Source organism: Chryseobacterium gotjawalense (assembly GCF_030012525.1).
GTDB lineage: Bacteria > Bacteroidota > Bacteroidia > Flavobacteriales > Weeksellaceae > Kaistella > Kaistella gotjawalense.
Window position 1 is genome coordinate 2348403 of the sequence record NZ_CP124855.1, and the last position, 25747, is coordinate 2374149.

The following is a 25747-nucleotide window of genomic DNA, read 5'->3' on the forward strand; positions in this document are numbered from 1 at the left end:
AAAGACTGGTTTTTGAAATCAGTCTTTCTTATTTAATAATTCTTCCAATTGGTGAAGTCCCATTTTAAAACCTTCTTCAAAACCCATTTCTAAAAGGGCTGCCATGTCTTTCGTGGTTTTAAAATGAATATTTACCGTTAATTTCGTTCCTTCTTCCACGCCGGTGAAACCGATTAACCAATTGCTTGGCGCGAAACTGCTGTTTACCGATCCATTTTCATCAGTAAAAAAAGCAGAATAGTCGAAGCAGCGGTGGAAATTTATTTCATGAAACTGCACTCCACTGAAGCTTTTTTCATTTTCTGGACTGATCATCGCGTAGTTCCAAATTCCTTCCTGTTGAAAATTCATTTTCAAAGTTTTGCATTTCCAGGGTTTTGGCGCCCACCATTGATCGAGTAATTCGGCCTGCGTAAAGTGATTCCAGACTTTATCAACAGATGTATGAAAAATCTTCATGATATAAATGGAAGCAGAATTGTCATCTTTATTAAAAATTATTTTCGTTTTCATTATTTGATTTTTATCAAATATATTGTTTTTTAATAGAAAAGCCGTGAAATGGAATAGAAAACAGCGGATTCAGTATATTTCGTTAAATAAAAGTGTTTTGTGAAATTAAACACAATATTTTGGCCTTTCTTTTGTTATTATATTCATAAAATGACTAATTTTAACAATTCATTTTTAAAAAGAAATAATGAACAATAAGTTTATTCCATTCATATCTGTATTGATGACCATTTCGATGATCGTCTTCGTCACTTTGCAATTGTATTGGATCAAGGAATTATACAGCGCGCTCAATCAGGATTTTTCCAATAAGGTATATTCTTCTTTGGAATCTTCTGCCTTAAAAGTTTCGCAGCTTGAAGTAGATAAATATCTGAACCAGGATTTTAAAAATTTCGGTAAAAATGTTGTTGACAGTAGCAATCAGCCTACCCAAACCTATATTCAGCAGAACTCTGATTCTGCCAATACGTCAACTCTTACATTTCAGAAAAGCATTGTAGAAAATCAAAACTTTCCCATTTCGCAGAAAGGCGACAGTTTGAAATTAACGAAACTGTACACCGATGAAGGGATTCTGAAAATCAATAAAGGGCCGAACAGCTCAGAGCCGCTCACGGCGCAGATGAGCAAGGATATTAATAATAATACGTACGCTTTACGGGAATTTGCAAAACTGAGTGCCTCGAATCTGCCGATTGATAAAAGGGTTGATGCAAAAACCTTAGACTCTGTTTTGGCCAAAGAGTTGAAATTAAATGGTCTCGATACGAGTTTTGGATTTGCGGTGATGGATCGAAACAATAAAATGACAAAAGTTGTCAATGCTACTTTCGCTGATCAAAAAGAAAAAAACAATTATACCTATCCACTTTTTACGGATAGTAAGGAAAGGCCGTTATATACTTTGGCAGTAGTTTTCCCGCGGAAAGACTATTCCCTGGCGAAAAATAATTTACCCATGCTGTTGGGGACCTTTATGTCCTTGCTGACGATTTTGGGGATTTATATTATCTCTATTAATTATATGATGCGGCAGAAAAAAATTGCAGATATCAAAACTGACTTTATTAATAATATGTCGCATGAGTTCAAAACTCCTTTGGCAACAATCTCTGTGGCGACTGATTCTTTGGCGAACGATAAAATTGCGACCAATCCCGATAAAGTAAAATACTATTCCGGTCTGATCAAGCAAGAAAATCTGCGGATGAAAAAGCAGGTCGAGAACGTTTTGAATATGTCGAAACTGGAACGGAATGAAGTCAATTTATTTTTAAAGGAGACTGATGTCCGGGCCTTAATCAAGAGAACAACAGAGTCTTTTGGTTTGATCGTGGCTCAGAGACACGGAACCTTAACCCAGGAATTTAATGCCGAACGGTACAAGTTCAGAATTGATGAGTTTCATATCTCCAATGCGCTGGTCAATTTATTAGATAATGCCAATAAATATTCGCCTGATGCTCCTGAGATTAAAGTAATGACCAGAAATGAGGGCAACTGGTACGTGATTGAAATTTCTGATAAAGGAATGGGAATGGAAACGGAGAATAAGTTGCGGATTTTCGAAAAATTCTTTCGGGAAGAAACCGGCAATATTCATAATGTGAAAGGGCAGGGGCTTGGCCTCTCCTACGTGAAAAAAATAGTGGAATTACACAAAGGCCTTGTTATCGTAGATTCTCAAAAAGATAAGGGAAGTACCTTTACGATAAAACTGCCGATGAATGTTTAAAATACATATAAACTCAGCAGGATATTCTTAAAAAAAAAATTGAGGTGAGAACCTTAGAACAGTAAATACAAAAAATTATGAGCAACAGAATCTTATTAGTAGAAGACGACCAAAGTTTTGGTGCGGTTTTAAAAGATTATTTATCGATAAATAATTTTGAAGTAACCTTGGCTACAGATGGCGAACAGGGTCTAAAGGAATTTACGGAAAACGAATTCGATATTTGTATTTTCGATGTGATGATGCCGAAGAAAGATGGATTTAGTTTGGCAGAAGATGTCAAAAGAATCGATAAAAACATACCGATTATTTTCCTTACCGCAAGAAATATGCGTGAAGATATTTTGAAAGGATATCAGTTGGGCGCTGATGATTATATCACGAAGCCATTTGATACAGAGCTTTTATTATATAAAATCAAAGCGATTCTGCAGAGAAGTGCTACGGCAGAAAATGATGAGCAGGAACAGTTTAAGATCAGTAATATTTTCTTCGATTCGATGTTGCGTCAATTAAGAGTGAATGACAATGAGTACAAGCTTTCGCCAAAAGAAAACGAACTGTTGAAATTGCTTTGTCAGCACAGAAATGATTTTATGCCGAGAGATTTGGCTTTAAGAAAAATCTGGAAGAAAGAAAATTATTTCACCGCCAGAAGTATGGATGTTTACATTGCCAAACTTAGAAAATTGCTGAAAGAAGACGATGGTTTAGAAATCATCAACGTACACGGAGAAGGATTCCGTTTGTTGGTGAAGAACTAAATACAAACACCGGACTGGTGTGAAAACCTTTCTAAATAAAAAAAGCCGCTTTCTCTATTGAAAGCGGCTTTTTTTATTGTAATCATGTTATTTTGCTTCTACACAGAAAACGCGGTACTGAACCGCTACTGCGTCTTTGAAAAACTTTTTGATCTGTGCCAGATCACCGGCGGCACTTTGTCTAGTGAAATAACTTCCGGCAAGCACCTTATAGTTTGGTCGTAAAGAAGCATCTGTTTCCACTTTCATATTCGGGAATCTTCTTCTGAAAAACATTCCGACTTCTCTGGCTTCTTCATTGCTTTTCACGACTGCGAGCTGAATTTTGAAACCCATGATTCTTGGGTTTTTACGGCAGATTTCTGCGTTGGTAAGCTCCTTTTCGGGTACCGCTATTTTTGGAATTGTTGTTTTTCCAGAATTATCGGAGTAATCGTTTTCCGAATTTGTCGGGGATGCGCTTGTATTGGTGGTGCACTTATCTTCAACACTTCGCAATAAATCACTTACTTTCTGGTCCATCATGATGGAAAGGGGTGTTCCGGAGATGGTATCTTTGGTCACAACTTGCTGTGCTTCAAAGATGTTTGTTGACAATAAGGTAAAGAGCGCAATTATTTTAAAAAATGATTTCATTAAATATTATTTTCAGCAAATTTAAAACAAATAAAAATTATACCAACATTTGTTATTTAGAAGCATTACAAATTAGACAAAATGACATAATGGCAATTACAACGGCTGTTAAATTTATCTTAAAAACCTTATTTTTGCCAAGTTGAAAGTAAACTCAATATAATTTACTAACCCAAGATTTTATAAATGATTAGTTGGAGAAAGCATTACAAAAGAGGTCTCATCGCAATAGGTCTATTGCTGTCGACCAGTGCTTCTATTTACGCTCAAGGAGATGCTAAGAATGGTGAAAAGCTTTTTAAAGCAAATTGTACCGCCTGTCACGCACTGGACAAACAGCTTGTTGGTCCGGCTTTAGGAGGTATAGTAGACTTGATTAAAAAGGAGCAGAATTTAGACACTGATTGGCTACATAAGTGGATTAAAGACAATAAAGCTTTAAGAGCATCAGGCGATAAGTACGCAAACGAAATTTTCGAAAAATTCAATAAAACTGAAATGACAGCATTTCCTAATCTGACGGATCAGGAAATTGATGATATTTTAGCGTATACCTCAAATCCAACGGCGCCGGAACCAGCAGCAGAAGCGACTGGAGCAGGAGCGGTAGATACCAATTCGGTTGCTGCTTTAGAGGCGGCAAAAATGCAGTCGATGAATTCAAAAATTATTCTGCTTTCCCTTTTGGCGATTGGCGGTCTTTTGATTTGGCTGCTTTTGAAACTGAAACAATTAGTTAAGCTGCAACAAACAGACGAATTAACAGGATTGAATGCGACCCGTGCGGTTTCTTTCGGGGATCTCTACAGAAAATATGATTACATCGGTAAAGGAATCTTAGTGCTTTTAGGCATATTTGCTGCATACGGATTGTGGAACTGGTTGATGTGGATTGGTGTTTACAAAGGGTATAAACCGGAACAACCGATTTATTTCTCTCACAAAATCCATGCAGGTGAAAACAAAATTGACTGTCAGCTTTGTCACTCTTCCGCGAAATACGGTAAGGTTTCCGAAATTCCTTCTATGAATGTGTGTATGAACTGTCACCGAACGATTTCCGAATATAACGGAAAGTATATGGAGCCAGGAAAAGACAAAGCGTTCTACGATGGAGAGATACAGAAAATCTACGCCGCGACCGGATGGGATCCTTCTTCGCAGAAATATACCGGTAAAACACAGCCTGTAGAATGGACGAGAATTCACAATATGCCGGACTTTGTTTACTTTAACCACGCTCAACACGTGGTGGTAGGAGAACAAGCCATCCTTAATTCTTACAACCAGAAAAATCCTAATGCGAAAATAGATATCGTTTGTAAAGCTTGTCACGGACAGGTTGATACCATGAATGTGGTGCAGATGGCCAATGATTTCACCATGGGATGGTGTATAGAATGTCACAGAACTACGGAGGTAGATATGAACAATGGTTATAATAAAGAGTACTTCAAAAATCTACATGACAAACTGAAAAAACAGTATGGGTCAGGTGCGAAAATCACTGTAGATGCAATTGGAGGTCTTGAGTGTGGTAAATGTCATTATTAATAACAAAAATTAGAAGTATCAATGGCTTCAAATAAAATACAATTCAGAAGTATTCAAGAACTGAAGGATCCGAGTTTAAACGGTAAGTTGGCTCGAAAAGAATTTCAGACTGAAATTCCGGTGGGTGAAAAGCCGGGCGGAAATCAATCAACTGAATCAGGACCTTCAAGACGGGATTTCTTAAAGCTTTTAGGATTCTCTACGGCGGCGGTAACATTAGCAGCTTGTGAAGCGCCGGTAATTAAAACGATTCCTTATGTGGTAAAGCCACACGAAATTATTCCGGGGGTTCCTAATTATTATGCCTCCACTTATTTCGACGGTTTCGATTTTGCCAGTGTTTTAGTTAAAACCAGAGAAGGCCGGCCAATTAAAATTGAACCGAATCCGTCTGCAAAAGATTTAGGTAAAACAAGTGCAAGAGCTCAGGCTGCAATTCTTTCATTATATGATAACGATAAAGTTAAACAGCCAAAATTTGACGGTAAAGATGAGACTTTCGATAAAGTTGATGAGTTCGTTTTAAAGGGTTTAACTGAAGCGCAAGCGGGAGGAAAGAAAATCGTTGTTTTATCGCATTCATTCCCTTCACCAACTTTCAAAAAGTTATTTGGTGATTTCAAAGCAAAATATCCAACGGCAGAACTCGTAACGTACGATGCGATTCCACACAGTGCGGCTTTAGATGCAGCGCAGGAAGTATTCGGACAGAGAACTTTGCCGGTATATGATTTATCGAAAACCCAATTGGTGGTTTCTTTCCAGGCGGATTTCTTAGGTGAATTTAATGGAGGTTCTTTAGAAACTTCTTACGCCGCAGCAAGAAAACCAGGTCCGGATATGTTGAGACACATTCAGGTGGAGTCCAACATGACTTTGACCGGAGCCAATGCTGATACAAGAGTTCGATTAAAGCCAAGTGCTGTAAATAAAGTTTTAGTAGAAGTTTATAACGGACTTAATGGTGGTAGCGTAAGCAAAGAAGCTGGAGAGATTGTAAAAGAATTACAGGCAAAAGGAAGCAACGCTGTTGTTTTTGCTGACGGTTCCAAAGCAGCTCATGTTTTAGCCAATTTAATTAATCAAAAATTAGCTTCCAATGCTTTCACCGGAAAAGCGAACTTCTTAAAAGAGTTTGACGGTGCAAGATATCAGGAGTTTTTAGGATGGATGAATTCGGGACAGGTTGGTGTATTGATCGCCAATAATGTAAACCCGATTTATTCTAATATTAAGGGAGAAGAATTCAGAAAATCTCTGGAAAAAGTACCTTATGTTATCGCAGTAGCCGATAAGAAGAACGAAATGTACAAAGCAGCGAAAGCTGTTATTCCTGTAGCAAACTGGTTGGAAAGCTGGGGAGATATGGCACCTCAAACAGGTGTTTATACTTTGATGCAGCCGACTATTCAAAAAATCTTTAAATCAAGACAGATTGAAGAATCTCTATTGGTTTGGATGAATGGAAAAGACAGCCCGGACAATAATTATTATGACTATTTGAAGGCAAATGCCGCTACTTTAATTGGCGGTACTCCTTTCAATAAAGCGCTTTATAGCGGTGTTGTCGATGGCGGCAATACCACAACGCTTTCTTATGCAGGCGGAGACGCTGCAAAAGCAATTTCTGAATTGACTGGTTTCAAAGCCTCTGATTTAGAATTGGTATTATACACCAAAACAGCAATAGGAGACGGAACTCAGGCGAACAACCCTTGGTTACAGGAGTTGCCTGACCCGATTACCCGAATGACCTGGGATAATTACTTAACCATTTCCCCAAAAGACGCTGCAAGATTAGGAATCAAAAACGATCTTAACGGAAGAATGCAGCTGGATGGTTCGGTGGTCAACCTTACTGTAAACGGTGTTACCATTAAAGATGTTCCTGTGTATATCCAACCGGGTCAGGCTGATGGAGCAGTGGGACTTGCATTAGGATACGGTAAAAAGAATTCAGGAAAAGTTGCCGAAACCGGTGTAAATGCATATCCTATATTTGACGGTTCCAACTTAATTTTATCAGATGTTAAAATTGAGAAAACTGGCAAAGAGCATGAGTTTGCAGGAATGCAGCTTCAAAATACCCTGATGGGTCGTTATGAAATCGCGAGAGAGGTTCTTTTGGATACTTTCTTAAACGTAAAATTTGATGACGAAAAACTAGGATGGAACAAACCATTGGAATATCATACCATCGGAGGAGAAGCTACAGCTGCCGGTAAAATTGACCTTTGGGATGCTTTTGATGATACCGATGGACCTCACTTTAATTTATCAGTCGACTTAAACTCCTGTACGGGTTGTGGTGCATGTATTATCGCCTGTCAGGCAGAAAATAACGTACCTGTTGTTGGTAAAGATGAAGTAAGAATGTCTAGAGATATGTTCTGGTTAAGAATTGACCGTTACTATACGACTGATATTCCTGCTCATATTGATTTAAATAAAGACGGTAAACTTTCTCAGGAAGAAGCTGTTACTGCAGACCTTAACGTACCGGGAATGTATGGTCATTTCATGGACAAAGAAAGTGGAATATTAAACCATCCTGCTACTAATCCAGATGTAATTTTCCAGCCGGTAATGTGTCAGCACTGTAACCATGCTCCATGTGAAACTGTTTGCCCTGTGGCAGCAACTTCTCACGGTAAGCAGGGACAGAACCAAATGGCTTATAACAGATGTATCGGTACAAGATATTGTGCCAACAACTGTCCTTATAAAGTAAGAAGATTCAACTGGTTTACTTATAACCTCAATGATAAATTCGACTTTAATCAAAATAATGATTTAGGAAGAATGGTTTTGAACCCAGATGTTGTTGTCAGAACAAGAGGGGTTATGGAGAAATGTTCTATGTGTATTCAAATGACACAGAATGTGATTCTGGAAGCTAAGAAAGAAGGAAGAGTCATCAGAGACGGTGAATTCTCTACCGCTTGTGTGGATGCATGTTCTACAGGAGCAATGAAATTTGGTGATATGAATGATAAGAGTTCTGAAGTAAGAGCGCTTTTCAGCACCAACAGAAGATATACTTTGCTGGAAGAAATTGGTACTAAACCAAACGTATTCTACCATACCAAAGTGAGAAATAGAAAAGAAAATATTGTTTAAATAATAAATAGGTAAAAAATGTCAGGACATTACGAAGCTCCGATAAGGGAACCTTTAATAATTGGTCACAAGACTTATCATGATATCTCAAACGATATCGCGCGACCTATAGAAGAAAGAGCAGGAAAACTATGGTGGGTTTCTTTCTGGATCGCACTTGCTCTATTCATTTATGGATTCGGCTGTATCGCGTACACCATCGGTACCGGTATTGGTGCTTGGGGTCTAAACAGAACTAACAACTGGGGTTGGGATATCACCAATTTCGTATGGTGGGTAGGGATCGGTCACGCCGGTACTCTTATTTCTGCGGTACTCTTATTATTTAGACAAAGATGGAGAATGTCTGTTAACCGTTCTGCTGAGGCGATGACCATTTTCGCGGTAGTTCAGGCAGCCATCTTCCCGGTTATTCACATGGGTAGAGTTTGGGTAGGATATTGGGTATTCCCTTTACCAAACCAGTTCGGTTCACTTTGGACCAACTTTAACTCGCCGCTTCTTTGGGATGTATTTGCAATTTCCACTTATTTCTCAGTATCCAGTGTATTCTGGTTTATGGGATTGATTCCGGATTTTGCGATGATCAGAGACCGGGCAAAAACACCCTGGACCAAAAGAATCTATACTTTCCTTTCCTTCGGTTGGGGTGGAAAAGCAAAACACTGGCAGCGATTTGAAGAATTATCTTTGGTTTTGGCAGGTTTAGCAACACCACTGGTATTCTCGGTACACACAACGGTATCCTTTGACTTTGCTACTTCAGTAATTAAAGGATGGCACTCAACTATTTATCCACCGTACTTCGTTGCAGGAGCAATTTTCTCCGGATTTGCAATGGTTCAGACGCTCTTATTGGTAGCAAGAAAAGTGGCTCACCTTGAAGATTATATTACCATGTATCATATCGAAATTATGAACATTGTAATTATCGTAACAGGTGGTATGGTAACGGTAGCTTATGCAACTGAATATTTCATCGCATGGTATTCCGGTTCAAGATATGAAGACTTTACATATCTTTCTCCAGGAGCAGCAACTGGTCCGTACTGGTGGGCATTCTGGGCATTGATTATTTGTAACTTAGTAGTACCGGCATTATTCTGGTTCAAGAAAGTGAGAACAAATATTATGGCAACTTTTATCATTGCTTTAATTATTAATATCGGAATGTGGTTTGAACGATTTGATATTATCGTTATCAACATCGCGAGAGATTACCTGCCAAGTTCATGGACTATGTTTAAACCAAGCATCATTGATGTAGGTGTTTATTTAGGAACAATTGGTTTCTTCGGAGTACTGTTCTTATTATACGCAAGAACATTCCCTGTCATTGCACAGGCTGAATTGAAGACTATCTTGAAAATATCAGGTGAAACCTATAAAGCAAAAGAAGAAGAAGATGAGCACCACTAAAATAATATACGGTATTTATGCCGATGACGATGATTTGTTAGATGGCGTAAAAGCGTTCAATGATAAAGGAATTGCAATAAACGAAGTTTACACGCCGTTTCCTGTACATGGTCTGGACACTGCTTTAGGTCTAAGAAAAACAAGACTTTCTGATGCTGCTTTTATTTATGCAGTATACGGTTTAACAATTGGAATTTTGGTGACCTGGTATACCATGAACCATGACTGGCCGATGAATATCGGAGGTAAACCCGCTTTCAAATGGGGAACCAATATGCCGGCATTCGTGGTACCGATGTTTGAGTTAATGGTATTCTGTGCAGCGCACATGATGTCGCTTACTTTCCTGGCGAGAAATAAAATGTATCCCGGCTGTCCTCCTCAGAATCCTGATCCAAGAACAACCGATGATAAATTTATGATGGAATTTGTTACCGATAATGTAGATGCAGTAAAACAAATTCTGATTGATACCGGAGTTGAAGAAATAACTGTAAAAGATGCTTAAAATGACAAAGAATATATTTAAAATTACAGCTGTCTTAGGATTTGCCGCAATTGCTTTAAGTTCTTGCAGCAAGGGAAATCCACCTTTGGTCTATTTCCCCGACATGTATTTTCCGGTTGCTTATGACCCCCTGATGAAAGCTGACATTGCCTATTCTGACCATGAGAACGAAATCCCGGCATTTGTTAAACAAGAAGGTGGTACGGGCTTAGGACCTGTAGACGGAACGGTAGCACAAAACCCGGAAGGACTTGCAGATGCAGCCGCAAATACCGCAATGACTGTGCTTGAATATAATGAAGGATATGATGCTTCTAAATTAGTAACTGCTTCTCCACTAGATCCTGCGAATCAGGCAAAAGATTTAGAAAGAGGGAAAGATCTCTTCAATAAAACCTGTTCGGCTTGTCACGGTACCGGTGGTGATGGACAAGGATCCATCGTTGCAAGTGGTGCTTATTCAGGAGTTCCGAAATATGCAGATCGAGAAATTACCATAGGTTCAGTACATTATGTTTTGACACACGGCAGAAACTCGATGGGATCTTATGCTGGTCAGTTAAAACCAGGCGACCAATGGAGAGTCTCCCTGTATATTATGAATGAATTTAAAGGAGGGCTTACTGCTGCTCCAACCGCAGTTGCCGAAAATGCGACACCCGTTGCGAAAACAGCAGAACCTAGTACGAGTCCTAAAAAATAAAAAAGAGTAAAAAAATGTATAGTTTTTCACCTAAATTAAGATTATATTCAATCGTATTCATTCTCCTGGGAGCAGTTCTTTTTGGAGCAGGTTACTTTATGAACCGTGGAGCTGATGATGCCCAGATTGAACATATGATGGAGGCGGTTCATGCCGGCGGAAATAATACTCCCTCCAATTCCAGCGAATTGTTGGGGCCACAAGATCACGCAGCGCATTTGGAGCATGCTACAATGCAGTTCAAAAATCAGCCTTTGGCAGCAGTTCATACGGTTGCAGTGTTCCTATTTGCTCTAAGTTGCTGTGCATTGTTTTTCTACAGTATTCAAAACGCGTCCCACGCAGGATGGTCCATTATTATCCTTAGGGTTATGGAAGCGGTCGCGTCATTTATCCCTTGGGCAGGTGCAGTTATTATTATTATAATGCTGTTGAACGTTAGTCATATCGGACATCTTTTCCATTGGATGGATCCTGAATTAACTGACCCGAAAAGCGTTAATTTTGATCCGATTCTTTTTGAAAAGAAGACTTTCCTTAATATTCCTTTTTATGTTGTAAGAACGCTTATCTATGTGTTGGGAGCATCATTCTTTGCCTGGAAACTGAAATCACTTTCTAAAAAAGTTGATGAAACAAAAAGCAGAAAAGTATACGCAAGCTATTACAGCTGGAGCGTTGGCTATATTGCATTCTTCGGGTTCGCTTCGGCAGCCTGGGCGTGGGACTGGTTGATGTCTATTGACCCGCACTGGTATTCTACGATGTATATCTGGTATGCGATGGTAAGTGCGTTGGCAACGTCGATTGCTGTAATTATGGTGATCAGTGTTTATCTGAAGAAAGCAGGATTTTTACCTCAGTTCAATGATAACCACCTGCACGATTTAGGAGTTTTCCTTTTTGCATCTACAATGTTATGGACTTATACCTGGTTTGCGCAGTTCATGTTGTATTGGTACGCCAATATTCCTGAAGAAGTAAATTATTTCTACGGTAGATTTGAATATTATTCATGGGCTTTCTGGTCAATCTTATTATTCAATTTTGCAATTCCTTTAGCGGTAATGGTAAGTTCAAGTATCAAGAGAAATTACACCGTGATGACTACGATGGCAGTAATTGTTATTACCGGACACTGGTTGGTGTATTATAATATGGTAATGCCTGGTACAGTAGGACCTTTCTGGCAAAACATCACCGGTTTATTAACCAATCTTGGTGCCGTGTTGTTTGGTTTAGGATCTTTCATCTTTGTTGTAATGACAACATTGGCTAAACTGAAATTAATTCCGGAAGGAAATCCTTTCTTACACGAATCTAAAATTTACGAATATCCTTTCTAAAGTTTAAAGGTTTAAATAAATAGAAAAGTCCTGATCATTTAATTGTCAGGACTTTTTTTTGTGATTGTTTTTTGAGCAAGTGGATGGGTTTCAGGATGAGCGCCTTTTTTTGGGTAAAAATTCTATAGGAAGTTGGTAATCCTTTGGAACTACGATATTGTTTTAAATACAAAAGTTATTATATTTTTGTTTGTGACTAATAATTTAGAAATTATATACAAAAACTAGAAAACTAACTATGCATAAGTATGCTTAAAAAACTTAATAACAGCATGAATAAAAATGTTTTACTTCTTTTTATTTTTCTCCTAATCTATCTTTTTTCTATAGGACCTGATCCGATATTGGGCGATAGCTTAGCCTTTACCGTAGTGGCTTCCAAGGGTTTCGATTTAGCAACAAATGCTACAAATCATTTTCTGTACATTAATTCGCTGGCGGTTTTACATAAGATAGTTCCTTTTATTAATCCACATTATTTATTTGTAGGTTTCAGTATAGGATGTTCAATATTAACATTGTATTTTTTAAGAAAATTTCTTTTTTTATTTGATGTTAAGGAAGATATTGTAGACGTTGTAATTTTATTTTTCGGTTTTTCTTTCACCTTTTGGAGAATTTCTATTATTACGGAGGTTTACAGTTTTTACCTATTGTTTGTTATATTATTTTTACACCAATTTTTTTTATTTATAAAAGAGAAAAGGAGTATTAATTTTTACTGGAGCTCCATATTATTCGGTTTAATGTTCTTGATTCACATTCAAACCATATTGCTTGTGCCTTTTTATTTGTATTTTTTATACGAAAACTTCAAGAGTAATAAAATGAATATTATAAAAGGTCTTCTTATACCCACTGTACTTTTTTCAGTTCTTCTGATTCCGGTAATTCAGGGAAAAAATAGTTTTACTGCAATTTTTACAGATGATGCGTGGGGTTCTTCTTTTTTTCATTTAGATTTTAAAACATTTATAAAAAGTTTAGGAAGAAATTTAGTTTTTTTACTGTATAATTTCTTGTTTTTCACGTACTTTATCATTCGTGGCTTAAATAAAGTGCCATTTAAAAAGTATTTTATTATTGCAATTCTGCCCTATGCTTTTTTTATTCTAAAACATGATGTATCAGATTCTTATGTTTTTCATTTAGTGCCTTATTTATTGGTTTTAATAATTATGGCAAAAGGTTTGGAAAACTTTAATTTTAGTAAAAAATATCTTCTGGCATTTGCAATTCCATTAATTTATTTTATGACCTTTAAAATACTAGATTTTACAAAAACTGGTGAATCAATCAATACCGAAACCGGTTTTAAAGGTGGTGTCAGATATCTTTTTTTTCCGCCTTTGAAAGGTAATCCAGATATTTTAAAATTTATTGAAGCATATGACAAAAATAAATTAAAAGCTAAGCCCGCTTTTGACAGACAATACCGATATGCTAAAGATTGGATGTTAATTAAGAGTAATTATTAAAGTAATTGATAAAAAAACAGGTATACAGTGCGACCCAATCTTCAACAATTTTTCTTAAAGAATTAGATGGTTTTTTTAGTTTTGGGGCCTAAAATTGTGAAAAACTTTTTGGCCTGCCTTAAAGGATATGCTGAAATAGTTATCCGAGATTTAAGATTGATTGAACGTTTCTTTTATCAGATCAGAAAATTACTGGGGTATCAGGCTTAGTTTTAAATGGAATCCCCGTCTTTGTCGGGATTTTTTTATAAATTTGTTCGAAACCAAAACATAAGTATGAGTAAGAATAGAACTAAAGATACAACCGGGAAAACTTCTTTTTTTAAAATAAGCAGATTTTTTGTGTTCGCGGTATTGCTGTTTTTTGTGAGCTGCAAAAAAGACGCCGTCGATGCTACTACAACACAGACTCTGCAGTCCAGTATCAATGATATGGCTTCTGGCCTGAATACGTTGCAGCAGGTTAAATTCAATGAAGCGCTTTATATTTTAAAGACTTTTGGTGTTGAGGCCGAGGGAGAAGCCAATGAACTGAAAGCGCTGGGCGTTCTAATCAACGGAAAGAAAGTTCCCGAAATATTTTCACTCGCAGATCAGGTGGCTCAAAAGAATGGAGTCGAGTGGTCGAGCACCGGACCTCCTTCTTTAGGAAATATGAATATCTTCGGAAATGATCAGGCCAAAGAATTCGATGCGAACGACATTCAGGCAAGTTCCTTGAGTGTTGATGTGAACAGCATGGGAAATGATGCCGTTTTAGGTCCACAATCATTGCAGGTTGTCCCAAGATTATTAGATGCTAAAGGGCAACCAATTGTCTTTGAAGGCGCCGCTTTAGAAGTCATTCTGGAGGTTTCCAGCGGCGGCAACCGTATTTCTACTGCAAAGAACCTGATGTTGGATAACAACTTCAAAGGATTTAATGTGAGATTTGCGTCACTGCCTGGACAAAAAATTATCGACCAAAGTGTTGATATTACCGTGACGGTAAAAACGACAAAGAAAACCTTTAAAATGTCAAAAATAGGAGTACCGGTAAACCCTAAAGCATTGTTAATGCCTGCCGGAAATCCAGCGGATAATCCTGCAAATGAAGTCATTGAGGATCAGGTTATAACACCAGACGCTTCCGGAGTCATTCCAGAAACCAAAGTGCCTGCGGCTGATCCTAAAGCGAGCGTTTCAAAATTTTTAAACAATCTGTCTGCTCAGAATCTTCGGGGCGCTTATGATGTGGCCGATAATCCGAACTGGGGTTCTTATGAAACTTTCTCTAATCCTACTTCAGGTTTTGGTGGGGTGAAAAGTATTACGGTGAAGAATATGACGACCAACAATGCCAGTGCAAATGCAGCCAGCGTAAATGCCACTTATGATATTACCGATAAAGAAGGCAGAACAACAGCCGTACAGGTGACTTTTGGATTAAAAAATGTCAATGGCGACTGGAAAATTTCAAGTTATAAAATCAATTAAAATGAATCAGCAACTTGTTCAGGATTTAAAAAATACCATTCAGAATGTTCCAGATTTTCCGCAACCGGGAATTCAGTTTAAAGATATTACCCCGATATTTCTCAATCCAAAACTCTATGAAGAGGTCATTGCTGACCTGGCGAATTTCAGCCGTGGTAAAATCGACGCCGTGTGCGGGATCGAAAGCCGTGGTTATCTTTTCGGCATTGCCATTGCCGTGGCCTTGGATGTGCCTTTTATTTTGATCCGGAAACAGGGGAAACTGCCGCCACCATTTGTAAGTCAGAAGTATGACCTGGAATACGGTTCAGCAGAAATAGAAATGCGGACCGGGCAATTGCAACCCGGACAAAGAATTCTGATTCACGATGATTTATTGGCCACCGGAGGAACAACAGAAGCGGCAGCACATCTAGTTCAAAAGCAAGGCGGAATTGTTTCGCAGTTCAGTTTCTTAATCGGTCTAAAAGATCTGGAAGGTGAAAACCGACTCAAAAAATTCGGAGCCGAAGTTCATCAGATATTAACCTATTGACCTAAGATATAACAATTTAGAACTTTCCTGAAATTTAAATTTAACTGAAAATGTTTTTTTGAGCATAATTTTGTATATCGTTTAAAAACAGTTAAATTTGCACTTCAATTTTTATCAAAATTATGGCAAAATTCAATTCCCGCACCAGCAAAAAAGAAATGGAAGGTAAGGAAACTGTAGAAGTTTTCAAAGACCTGGACAGAGGTGCACTCGATACTGAGAAATTTCTCGAAAAAAATGCTAAATCTTTAATGATCGTTTTCGGTGTATTGTTGGCAGGCGTTTTAGGATATTTTGCTTTTCAGCAGTTTTACGAAGCACCAAGAAATGAAGAAGCTACTTTAAGCTACCTTGCTGCCCAGAAAAATTTAGCAGACGGAAAAGACGATTTGGCTTTAGGTGGAAAAAGCGCAGCAAACCCAGGTTATTTGGGGACTTATAAGGAGTACTCAGGAACCAAGGTTGGTAAACTTTCTTCTTACAACGCCGGATTAATTAAATTTAAAGAAGGCAAATACCAGGAAGCTTACGACCTTCTGGATAATTTTTCTTCTGACAACAAAGTCTTAATGGCTTTGAAATATGGCGCTATGGCAGACACCCAGGCCAACCTTAATAAAAGCGACGATGCGTTGTCTCTTTTGAATAAAGCAATTTCAGCTTCAGATGATCCTTATACTTCTTATTACTTTACAAGAAAAGCAGGAATCGTAGCATTGGCTTTGAAAAAGAACGCTGACGCGAAAAAATATTTCTCTACCATCGACGAAAAATATCAGGATTACGATAACGGAATGTCTGACTCGTATATCGAAATGGTAAAATATTACTAATTAAAAAATACTATAATGGCGACTGTAAATCTTTCTGATTATCAACCATTACAACTACACGATGCCGGTTCTTTTAGAATTGGCATTGTCGTTTCAGAATGGAATGATTTTATAACCTTTAACCTTCGGGATGGCGCTCTGGAAGTGCTGAAAAAAGAAGGCGTAAAAGAAGAACATATCAAAGTTTTTAAAGTTCCCGGAGCTTTCGAACTCAATTACGCTTCGATGCAACTCTGCAAAACAGGATATTTTGATGCCGTCATCGCCATCGGATGTGTCATACGGGGCGAAACTCCGCATTTTGATTATGTCTGTTCTGCAGTAGCACAGGGAATTAAGGATTGTAATGTATTAACAAATGTTCCAACCATTTTCTGTCTTTTAACGGATGACACCAAAGAGCAGTCGATCGCCAGAAGTGGCGGTGCCCTAGGAAATAAAGGAATCGAAGCCGCTGTGACTGCACTGCAGATGATTGACTTTAAAAGAAAACTGTAGTAAGTTCCGCTTTTTGCAATTAAAATAACTGACCCGTAAAAAGTCAAAACACCATACGTTTATGTACGCATCAAAACTGAAACCTTATTTGTATTTGGGCCTGTTCTACGGCGTGGTTTCCCTGATTGTAAGAATCATATTTATCTTTCATCCGATCACCACTGTGAAATTTGGACTTTTTGAAAGTTTGAAAATTCTCTTTATCGGTGGTTTAACAGATGTGTTTGTTTTTATTTTAGCGAGCAGCATCTTTGTACTTTATTCTTTGTTTTTATCCGATTCGAAATATAAAAAGCCTTATGGATCTGTCATTTTCGGGCTTTTGGTTTTGGCATTTTTATATACCGCCTTTGTTCCCGGGAATATCTTCAAACAATATGGCGGCTCTTTTCCGGAAGTTGGGATGGGTTTTATCGGTTTGAAAACTTTGCTTTTTGGACTAATGCTTTTCCTGCCTGCTCAAAGAATTAAGATTAGAAATATTCTGTATTTCATTACGCTTTTTCTTTATGTTTTATTAATTATTTTTAATGGAGTCAGCGAATATTTTTTCTGGAATGAATTCGGGGTCCGCTATAATTTCATCGCCGTTGATTATCTGATTTATACCAACGAAGTCATTGGGAATATTATGGAAAGTTATCCGGTAATTCCTCTATTCGCTGCGATTTTATCTCTTACCGTAAGCGTAACGTGGTTCATTTATAAAAAAACAAAACAGGAATTGCTGACGCTGCCGAATTTCGTACAGAAGTTGGTTTTGCTGTTTTCTTTCATCGTTTTATGCGGAATCAGTTTAGTCATCATTCCTAAATTAGAAAAAATAAAAACAGACAATACATTCGCAGCGGAAATTCAGGCGAACGGTTTCCCGAAATTTTTCAATGCGTTTACTCAAAAGGAACTGGATTATTTTCAGTTTTATCGCACCATTAATCAGCAAACTGCGGAAACTGATTTTTTAAAGCAATTTGATCCTCCGACTTTAATCAGGAATATTAATCCCGAAAATCCGGAAGTCCGAAAAAATGTGGTCTTGATTTCCATTGAAAGTTTGTCCGCAGAATTCATGGAACATTACGGAAATGATCAAAAGATTATGCCGTTCTTAGACAGTCTGGCAGACAAATCACTGATGTTTACCAACCTCTACGCCACGGGAAACAGAACCGTTCGTGGTTTAGAAGCGCTTACCTTATGTATTCCTCCTACGGCGGGAGAAAGTGTGGTAAAGAGAGCGAACAACAAAAACAAGTTCAGTACCGGAAGTGTTTTCCAATCGAAAGGGTATGATGTAAAGTTCCTTTATGGCGGTTACAGTTACTTTGATAATATGGAGGATTTCTACAAAGGAAATGGTTATGAAATCGTTGACCGGAATAATTTTAAACCGGAAGAAATTACCTTTGCCAATGTTTGGGGAGTGTCAGATGAAGATATGGCAAAGAAAGCCATCGAGGTAATGAACAAGGATGCTAAAGCCGGAAAAACGTTCTTCCATCACTGGATGACGGTTTCTAACCACCGCCCGTTTACTTATCCTGAGGGAAGAATAGATATCCCGGGAACTGCGAAATCCCGTGAAGGTGGCGTGAAATACACGGATTATTCCATCCGTAAGTTTTTTGAAATGGCAAAAAAACAGGATTGGTATCAAAATACCGTTTTCGTGATTGTTGCCGATCATTGTGCATCAAGTGCCGGAAAAACGGAACTTCCGATGGATAAATACCGGATTCCGGGAATGATTTTTTCTGAAGGTTTCATAGCGCCTCAGAAATTTACGCAGACCATGTCACAAATCGATGTGATGCCGACTTTATTTGGTTTGCTGAATTTTAAATACCAGTCGAAGTTTTTGGGTCAGGATGTTTTCACCAAAAGTTTTGAGCCGAAAGCGTATGTTGCTACTTATCAGGATTTAGGTCTTATAAAAGATAACTATTTAACCATTATCTCACCGACTAAAAAAGTAAAACAGTATTCTTTAAGTTTACAGCCATCAAATAATCCTGAAGATTTTAAAATCTTTTATGACGAAACGCCGGTTAAGAATTTCCAGCAAAATTTAGTTGAGGATTGTATCTCTGTTTATCAAAGTGTTTCATATTGGTTGAAAGAAAATAAACTCAATAAATAATTATTTTTGTAATTTTAGCAAAAGATTTAATTATGAAATGGACAAACGACAGAAGCGGAAATGTGGATGACAGGCGTGGATCTGGCGGTGGCGGCGCCGGTCTCGTAGGTGGTGGACTGGGAACTTTAATCATTGCCGCCATTATATATTTCCTGGGTGGTGATCCATCGGCGATTTTGTCCTCCGGGATGGGGAACGCCGGGCCACAGACAGAACAGCGTGATCTGAACCCAAACGAACTTAAAGTCCGTGATTTTGTTGAAATGATTACAGCCGAAAATGAAAAAACATGGACCAAGGTATTCAATGAAAGCGGCATGCAGTACAGACCTGCAAAAGTTGTCATGTTTGAAGCGGTTACCCAGTCCGGTTGCGGAACGGCGGAAGCGGCAATGGGTCCTTTTTATTGTCCTGCCGATGAAACGGTATATATGGATATGGGTTTTTTCAAAGAACTGGAACAGCGTTTCGGCGCAAAAGTGACCGAGTTCTCTATTGCTTACGTATTGGCGCACGAAATGGGGCATCATGTGCAAACGCTTTTAGGAACAACTCAAAAAGTAGATCAGTTAAGAAGCAGCAGAAAATATTCTGAGGCAGAGATGAACCGCGTTTCTGTAGCCACAGAATTACAGGCAGATTTCTACGCCGGCGTTTGGGCCAAACAAACTGACAGCAGAGAGCATATCTTAGAACCGGGTGATATCGAATCTGCGATTTCGGCGGCAGAAGCAGTTGGTGATGATAATATTCAGAAACGTTCGCAAGGTTATGTGAATCAGGAAAGTTTTACGCACGGCAGTTCTTCACAAAGAAAGGACTGGTTTATGAAAGGATATACTACCGGAGATATCCGCCAGGGAGATACTTTTAACGCTTTGCTGAAGTAAAAATTAGGGTATGGTTTATAACCTACCCGCAATTTGAATTCATTATTGAAATATTAAAATCCCGCTGAGCCGGGATTTTTTTTGTATAAGAAAAACCGCAGTGTAAATGAATACGCTGCGGTTTACTTAAATATATGAATGTGATAAAATGTGTCTTTTATTATTGTTGGTTTACAGAGTCTTCCACTGAAGTTTTTGCCTGATTCACCTTATCCTGCACTTGTGATGCTACGTCACCCGCTTTGGATTTCAGATCATTTCCCCATTTGTTGAAATTATCTTTTGCTGTATTTACTTTGTCCTTTACTGCCTGCTGCTCTTCCGGTGTCGAATTTTTATATTTCCACCAAGCTAATGCTCCAAGTCCTAACAGTGCTAATAATCCATTCTTTTTAGTACCCATAATCGTCAATTTTAATTTTTAATGAAAAGTAATTTGATACCTTAACTATGTAAATTTTGTGCCAAAGAGATTTTTGAAGTTATTAATATTTTGTTAAATTATTAATAAAAAAAGAAATCCGTCCTATTAACTGCATAGGACGGATGATTATTTTAATTTTAATTAAAAAGTATGAGGATGCTTATCCTAAATAAGGATACTTATAGTCTTTCGGCGAAACAAAAGTTTCTTTAATACTTCTTACTGAAACCCATCTCAGTAAATTCATTTTAGAACCCGCTTTATCGTTGGTTCCTGAAGCTCTTGCTCCACCAAAAGGCTGCTGTCCTACGACGGCTCCTGTTGGTTTGTCATTGATGTAGAAGTTTCCTGCAGCGTTTTCTAAAGCTTTATAAGCTTCGTCGATAGCATATCGGTCTTGAGAGAAAATCGCTCCGGTTAAAGAATAAGGAGAAGTTTCATCAACTAATTTCAGAGTTGCAGTCCAGTCTTTATCTTCATAAACATAAACCGAAAGGATTGGTCCGAATATTTCTTCGCAAACCGATTCGTATCTTGGGTTAGACGCTTCAATCACAGTAGGTTCCACGAACCATCCTTTGGAGTCGTCGCATTTTCCACCGATTACAATTTTCGCGTCGCTGGATTTTTCTGCTCTCTCGATATACCCTTTGCATTTTTCGAAAGAATTTTTATCGATTACCGCGTTTACAAAATTCGACGGATCTTCCGGACTTCCCATTTTAATGGTTTTCATCTGCGCCACCATCACTTCCTTCACCTCGTTCCAAAGCGACTGAGGAACGTACGCTCTTGAAGCTGCAGAGCATTTCTGCCCCTGGTATTCGAAAGCACCGCGAACCATCGCAGTGGCCACCGCTTCTACATTGGCAGAAGGATGTACCATGATGAAATCTTTTCCACCGGTTTCCCCAACAATTCTTGGGTAGGTTTTGTAGGTGTGAATATTATCGCCCATCGTTTTCCATAAATTCTGGAATACTTTGGTAGAACCTGTAAAATGAAGTCCTGCAAAATCAGGATGAGCCAATACTTTTTCAGCGGTTTCTTTTCCGTCAGTGAAAATCATGTTGATTACTCCGGCTGGTAAACCTGCTTCGGTAAGAACATCCATAATCACTTTTGCGGAATAAATCTGTTTGTCAGAAGGTTTCCAAACCACCACATTCCCCATCATCGCCATACAGGTTGGTAGGTTTCCGGAAATTGCAGTAAAGTTAAACGGCGTAACCGCAAAACAGAAACCTTCTAACGGACGGTATTCTGATCTGTTCCAGACTCCACTGTCTGAAACCGGTTGCTCGCTGTACATTTCTGTCATGAATTCTACGTTGAAGCGTAAAAAATCGATGAACTCACAGGCTGCATCAATCTCTGCCTGATGAACGTTTTTGCTCTGAGCAATCATGGTTGCTGCATTCAAGCGGTCTCTGTACGGACCGGCGATTAAATCAGCCGCTTTCAGGAAAATCGCTGCACGGTGCTCCCAACCCAGATTATTCCATTTTTCTCTGGCTGCTAAAGCGGAGTTTATCGCATCGTCAACATGGCTCATGTCTCCTTTATGGTAAAATCCTAAATTATGTTGGTGGTCCTGTGGAGAATTCATGACTACGTTATCGGCAGTTTTAATTTCTTTTCCGTTGATGACCATCGGTATTTCAACTTTCTCTTTCCACATTTTTTTATAAGTCGTGATCAGGGATTTTACCTCCTCTGAGCCCGGTTCGTAAGTTCTAACCGGCTCGTTTACAGCGAAAGGAACCTGTGAAATTGCTTTTGACATATTTTTAATTTTTATTGATTTAATGAATGTTACAAAGTTAATGGAATTAGATTAATGTTCCAACAGGAGAACCGTTACAAAATTCAGCGCTTGACCAGAATTTTGTCGCAAACCATTTTACTCAGGGTGATTTTATTTCCATCCTCTTTCAAAATACTCATGGACTGATCGTACTTTTCGATTTCCAGGATCTGTAGTTTTTTACCTAATTCCAGTTCTTTACTGTTGAGATAACTTAGAAATTCGTCGTCAGAAACCGTTACCGAACTGAAAATAACGGCATCACCAATTTTGCAGCTGCTTAATTTTTGTAAATCCAGAGCGATGATATTTCCTTCTTTATCCGGAATCGGTTCGCCGTGAGGATCGAATTTTGGATATTGCAGAATCTCATCCATCTTATCGAAGAAAATGTCGGAATGTACGTGTTCTAACTGTTCGGCAATTTCATGCACATTTTCCCAGCCGAAATTCATTTTTTCGACCAGAAACATTTCGGTAAGCCTGTGTTTTCTTACAATTAAGGCGGCCTGTTTATTTCCTTCTTCTGTTATTCTTAAAGGTTTGTAGGTTTCATAGATAATCCAGTTTTTTTGCGCAAATTTCTTCATCATATTATTGACACTGGGCATTTTTACATTTAAAAACTTGCTTAACTCATTTACAGTCACTGTGTTGTCGTCGTTTCTTAAATGAAAGATCGCTTTGAGGTAATTTTCTTCAGTAAGTGAAATCATAAAGTTAGATTGATGGTTGTGCAAATCTAACAAAATTAAAGCGTGTAAAAAATTACACGCTTTGATTTAAATAAAAATAAATGAAGGAAAATTTACACCTCTTTTAAAAATTTTCAACCGAAAGTCCAATTCTTAAAAATTGATGTTAAAAAAAATGGTTATTAGTTTTATATTTTGTTAGTTTGATGATGCAAAGATGAATTAATTTTTTATTAAAATAAAGGTTTTTTCACCCATTTTGTATGGTTTTATTCACCCTTTTTTCTAAATTTAGTCCATGAAATATTCCTTTAAAAATGATTACGCCGAAGGCGCTCATCCTTCGGTTCTGGAAGCTTTGGTTCGCTCTAATCTTACCCAACAAAATGGCTATGGTCTGGACGAATTTTCGGTAAATGCTGAGCGCATTATTCAGCAGAAAATGAAAAATCCTAAGGCTAAAGTTTTTTTGGTTTCCGGAGGAACGCAGGCGAACTTAATTGTTATTTCGGCTTTTTTAAGACCGCACGAAAGTGTTGTGTCCGCGGCGACCGGCCATATTTTCACCAATGAAAGCGGAGCGATCGAAGCGACCGGACATAAAGTACACGGTATTGAAAATACAGACGGAAAAATTCGCCCTGCTGATATTCAAAAACTGATTGATGTCCATCAAAACAAACCCCATCAGATCAAACAAAAAATGGTTTATATCTCGAACTCCACAGAGTTGGGGACTATTTATTCAAAAAAAGAATTGATTGATTTGTATCAATTTTGTCAAAGTAGAAATCTTTATTTATTTGTGGATGGAGCAAGATTAGGACACGCATTAACTGCGGAATCTAATGATTTGACTTTAGAAGATTTCGGAAAATATACCGATGCGTTTTATTTGGGAGGAACAAAAAACGGTGCTTTGATTGGTGAAGCCATTGTCATTAATAATGAAAATTTACAGGAGGAATTCGGTTTCCATTTAAAACAAAAAGGCGCAATGCTCGCGAAAGGTCGATTGTTGGGAATTCAATTTGAAGAATTAATGAAAGATGATTTGTATTTCGATTTGGCAAAACAAGCCAATGAGCAAGCCATGAAAATTAAAGAAGCTTTTAAACAGATCGGTTGTGATTTCCTGTGTGAGACTTTTACGAATCAGATATTCCCAATTTTAAACCAAAACCAAATAAACCAACTTTCAACAAATTTTGATTTTTATGTTTGGAAGAAACTGGACGAGGAAAAAGCTGCTGTACGCTTAATTACTTCCTGGGCAACAACGAATGAGATTATCGAAAAATTCATCAACGAAATAAAAAATTTAAAATGAAAAAATCAATCTTCTTTTTGAGCATATTGCTCTCAGTGGTTATCAATGCGCAAAAACAGGAAAAAGATCCTGAAATTTCAGCATATGTAAAATCGGTCAATAAAGATTCGCTCCGGGCGAACATCGAAAAGTTGGTTAGTTTCGGAACGCGCCATACGATGAGTTCTACCACCGATAAAGATAAAGGAATCGGTGCTGCGAGAAACTGGGTTTTATCGAAGTTTCGAAATTATGCGCAGAATTCCGGCGGAAGGATGGATGTCTTTCTGCAGAATGAAGATCTGCAGCCTGACGGAAAACGAATTAATAAAATAACCAATCTCGGGAATGCAATCGCGTTTTTGAAAGGAACTGATCCCACAGATCAAAGAGTCATTATTATTTCCGGCCATCTGGATTCCCGGGTTTCTGATGTTCTAAATTCGACCGGTTTTGCGCCAGGTGCTAATGATGATGGAAGCGGAGTTGCTGCGGTGATTGAAGCAGCGCGGGTTTTAAGCAAATCAAAATTCCCGGCTTCGATTTTGTTTGTTGCGGTAAGTGGTGAAGAACAGGGATTATTGGGAGCGAAAATGCTTGCAGATAAAGCGAAAGCAGAGCATTGGCAAGTTGAAGCGGTTTTGAATAATGATATGATTGGCAACAACAGTTTCGATGCACCAAAGAATGACGGAACCCCGAAACTGAGAGTTTTCAGCGAAGGTCTTCCCGCTTTTGAAACCGAAAAAACGGCCGCTAAGATTCGGAATTTTGGTCTGGAAAATGACGGCAATGCACGCCAGCTTGCACGTTACGTAAAAGAAATTGGTGAGCAATATGTAAAGAATATCGACATCAAACTGATTTACAGAAACGACCGTTTTCTGCGCGGTGGCGATCATACTCCGTTTGTTAACAACGGATTAACGGCCGTGCGCTTAACGGATTATTATGAAAATTACGACCATCAACATCAGGATATCAGAACGGAAAATAATAAAAAATATGGCGACCTGATTGAGTTCATGGATTTCGATTATCTGAAAACCAATACTGCGGTAAATGTTGCGGTGTTGGCTAACCTGGCGAAAGCAACCCCTCAGCCTGAAAATGTGGTAATGGATGTGAAAGAGCTTTCTAATTCTACCAAACTGAGTTGGGAAAAACCCAATTCAGGAAAAGTAAAAGGTTATTATATTTTATACAGAGAAACGGACAGTTCCGTGTGGACTCATAAAATTTTCACCACCGAAACTTCTTACACGGTTCCAGTCTCCAAGGATAATTACCTTTTCGCTGTACAGAGTATTTCGGTTTCCGGAAACCAAAGTTTGCCAGTAATTCCGAAAGTATCCAGATAA

At 38.2% G+C, this 25747-nt stretch carries 22 protein-coding genes; 17 read left to right on the forward strand and 5 right to left on the reverse strand.

The window, feature by feature from the left end:
- Positions 1-18 precede the first annotated feature (18 nt).
- The gene (locus QGN23_RS10740) at positions 19-513 is read right to left on the reverse strand and encodes an SRPBCC family protein (protein WP_282904301.1); all 495 of its coding nucleotides are present in this window, start codon (positions 511-513) and stop codon (positions 19-21) included.
- Positions 514-700: 187 nt separating this feature from the next.
- Here QGN23_RS10740 and QGN23_RS10745 point away from each other — a divergent pair, with 187 nt between their 5' ends.
- The gene (locus QGN23_RS10745) at positions 701-2251 is read left to right on the forward strand and encodes a sensor histidine kinase (RefSeq protein WP_133439122.1); all 1551 of its coding nucleotides are present in this window, start codon (positions 701-703) and stop codon (positions 2249-2251) included.
- 77 nt (positions 2252-2328) lie between these two features.
- Positions 2329-3015, forward strand: coding sequence for a response regulator transcription factor (locus QGN23_RS10750; protein ID WP_282904302.1), 687 nt, complete (start codon positions 2329-2331; stop codon positions 3013-3015).
- Positions 3016-3102: 87 nt separating this feature from the next.
- On the opposite strand, the gene QGN23_RS10755 is transcribed toward QGN23_RS10750, so the two are convergent.
- Positions 3103-3651: an SPOR domain-containing protein gene (locus QGN23_RS10755; RefSeq protein ID WP_282904303.1), complete on the reverse strand. Its 549-nt coding sequence runs from the start codon at positions 3649-3651 to the stop codon at positions 3103-3105.
- Between the two features lie 186 nt (positions 3652-3837).
- On the opposite strand from QGN23_RS10755, the gene QGN23_RS10760 reads away from it, so the two are divergent.
- The 13 genes from QGN23_RS10760 to ypfJ all read left to right on the forward strand — a co-directional run bounded on the left by QGN23_RS10760 (position 3838) and on the right by ypfJ (position 20151).
- Complete coding sequence (locus tag QGN23_RS10760) at positions 3838-5205, forward strand: c-type cytochrome (protein ID WP_282904304.1); 1368 nt, start codon at positions 3838-3840, stop codon at positions 5203-5205.
- Positions 5206-5226: 21 nt separating this feature from the next.
- Entirely contained in the window at positions 5227-8325 is a 3099-nt protein-coding gene (locus QGN23_RS10765) for a TAT-variant-translocated molybdopterin oxidoreductase (RefSeq protein WP_282904305.1), read from the forward strand.
- Positions 8326-8343: 18 nt separating this feature from the next.
- Complete coding sequence (gene nrfD / locus QGN23_RS10770) at positions 8344-9744, forward strand: NrfD/PsrC family molybdoenzyme membrane anchor subunit (protein ID WP_133439117.1); 1401 nt, start codon at positions 8344-8346, stop codon at positions 9742-9744.
- The gene (locus QGN23_RS10775; protein ID WP_282904306.1) at positions 9731-10252 is read left to right on the forward strand and encodes a DUF3341 domain-containing protein; all 522 of its coding nucleotides are present in this window, start codon (positions 9731-9733) and stop codon (positions 10250-10252) included. The genes nrfD and QGN23_RS10775 overlap by 14 nt, the downstream gene beginning before the upstream one ends.
- Positions 10245-10955 (forward strand): c-type cytochrome, encoded by a 711-nt coding sequence (locus QGN23_RS10780; RefSeq protein WP_282904307.1) that lies wholly within the window; start codon positions 10245-10247, stop codon positions 10953-10955. Before QGN23_RS10775 ends, QGN23_RS10780 begins: the two co-directional genes overlap by 8 nt.
- A 14-nt stretch (positions 10956-10969) precedes the next feature.
- Positions 10970-12301, forward strand: a complete 1332-nt coding sequence (locus QGN23_RS10785) for a quinol:cytochrome C oxidoreductase (RefSeq protein WP_282904308.1) — start codon at positions 10970-10972, stop codon at positions 12299-12301.
- A gap of 272 nt (positions 12302-12573) precedes the next feature.
- Positions 12574-13779: a M48 family metalloprotease gene (locus tag QGN23_RS10790; RefSeq protein ID WP_282904309.1), complete on the forward strand. Its 1206-nt coding sequence runs from the start codon at positions 12574-12576 to the stop codon at positions 13777-13779.
- A 276-nt stretch (positions 13780-14055) separates the two neighbouring features.
- On the forward strand, positions 14056-15255 hold the full coding sequence (locus QGN23_RS10795) for a hypothetical protein (RefSeq protein ID WP_282904310.1): 1200 nt from the start codon (positions 14056-14058) through the stop codon (positions 15253-15255).
- Position 15256: 1 nt separating this feature from the next.
- Entirely contained in the window at positions 15257-15790 is a 534-nt protein-coding gene (locus tag QGN23_RS10800) for an adenine phosphoribosyltransferase (RefSeq protein WP_282904311.1), read from the forward strand.
- A gap of 122 nt (positions 15791-15912) precedes the next feature.
- Positions 15913-16623, forward strand: a complete 711-nt coding sequence (locus QGN23_RS10805; protein ID WP_282904312.1) for a YfgM family protein — start codon at positions 15913-15915, stop codon at positions 16621-16623.
- 15 nt (positions 16624-16638) lie between these two features.
- Positions 16639-17121, forward strand: coding sequence for a 6,7-dimethyl-8-ribityllumazine synthase (gene ribH / locus QGN23_RS10810; RefSeq protein WP_282904313.1), 483 nt, complete (start codon positions 16639-16641; stop codon positions 17119-17121).
- Between the two features lie 61 nt (positions 17122-17182).
- Positions 17183-19261: an LTA synthase family protein gene (locus QGN23_RS10815; RefSeq protein WP_282904314.1), complete on the forward strand. Its 2079-nt coding sequence runs from the start codon at positions 17183-17185 to the stop codon at positions 19259-19261.
- 32 nt (positions 19262-19293) lie between these two features.
- Positions 19294-20151: a KPN_02809 family neutral zinc metallopeptidase gene (ypfJ, locus tag QGN23_RS10820; RefSeq protein ID WP_282904315.1), complete on the forward strand. Its 858-nt coding sequence runs from the start codon at positions 19294-19296 to the stop codon at positions 20149-20151.
- Between the two features lie 160 nt (positions 20152-20311).
- Here ypfJ and QGN23_RS10825 read toward each other — a convergent pair whose 3' ends face one another.
- From QGN23_RS10825 to QGN23_RS10835, 3 genes are all read right to left on the reverse strand, one after another.
- Positions 20312-20554, reverse strand: coding sequence for a YtxH domain-containing protein (locus QGN23_RS10825; RefSeq protein ID WP_282904316.1), 243 nt, complete (start codon positions 20552-20554; stop codon positions 20312-20314).
- A 181-nt stretch (positions 20555-20735) separates the two neighbouring features.
- A complete protein-coding gene (gene pruA / locus QGN23_RS10830; protein WP_282904317.1) occupies positions 20736-22361 on the reverse strand; it encodes an L-glutamate gamma-semialdehyde dehydrogenase in 1626 nt (541 codons plus the stop codon).
- 83 nt (positions 22362-22444) lie between these two features.
- Entirely contained in the window at positions 22445-23098 is a 654-nt protein-coding gene (locus QGN23_RS10835; protein WP_282904318.1) for a metal-dependent transcriptional regulator, read from the reverse strand.
- A gap of 277 nt (positions 23099-23375) precedes the next feature.
- Between QGN23_RS10835 and QGN23_RS10840 the strand changes: the two genes are divergently transcribed.
- Positions 23376-24407: a threonine aldolase family protein gene (locus QGN23_RS10840; RefSeq protein ID WP_282904319.1), complete on the forward strand. Its 1032-nt coding sequence runs from the start codon at positions 23376-23378 to the stop codon at positions 24405-24407.
- The gene (locus tag QGN23_RS10845) at positions 24404-25747 is read left to right on the forward strand and encodes a M28 family metallopeptidase (RefSeq protein ID WP_282904320.1); all 1344 of its coding nucleotides are present in this window, start codon (positions 24404-24406) and stop codon (positions 25745-25747) included. Before QGN23_RS10840 ends, QGN23_RS10845 begins: the two co-directional genes overlap by 4 nt.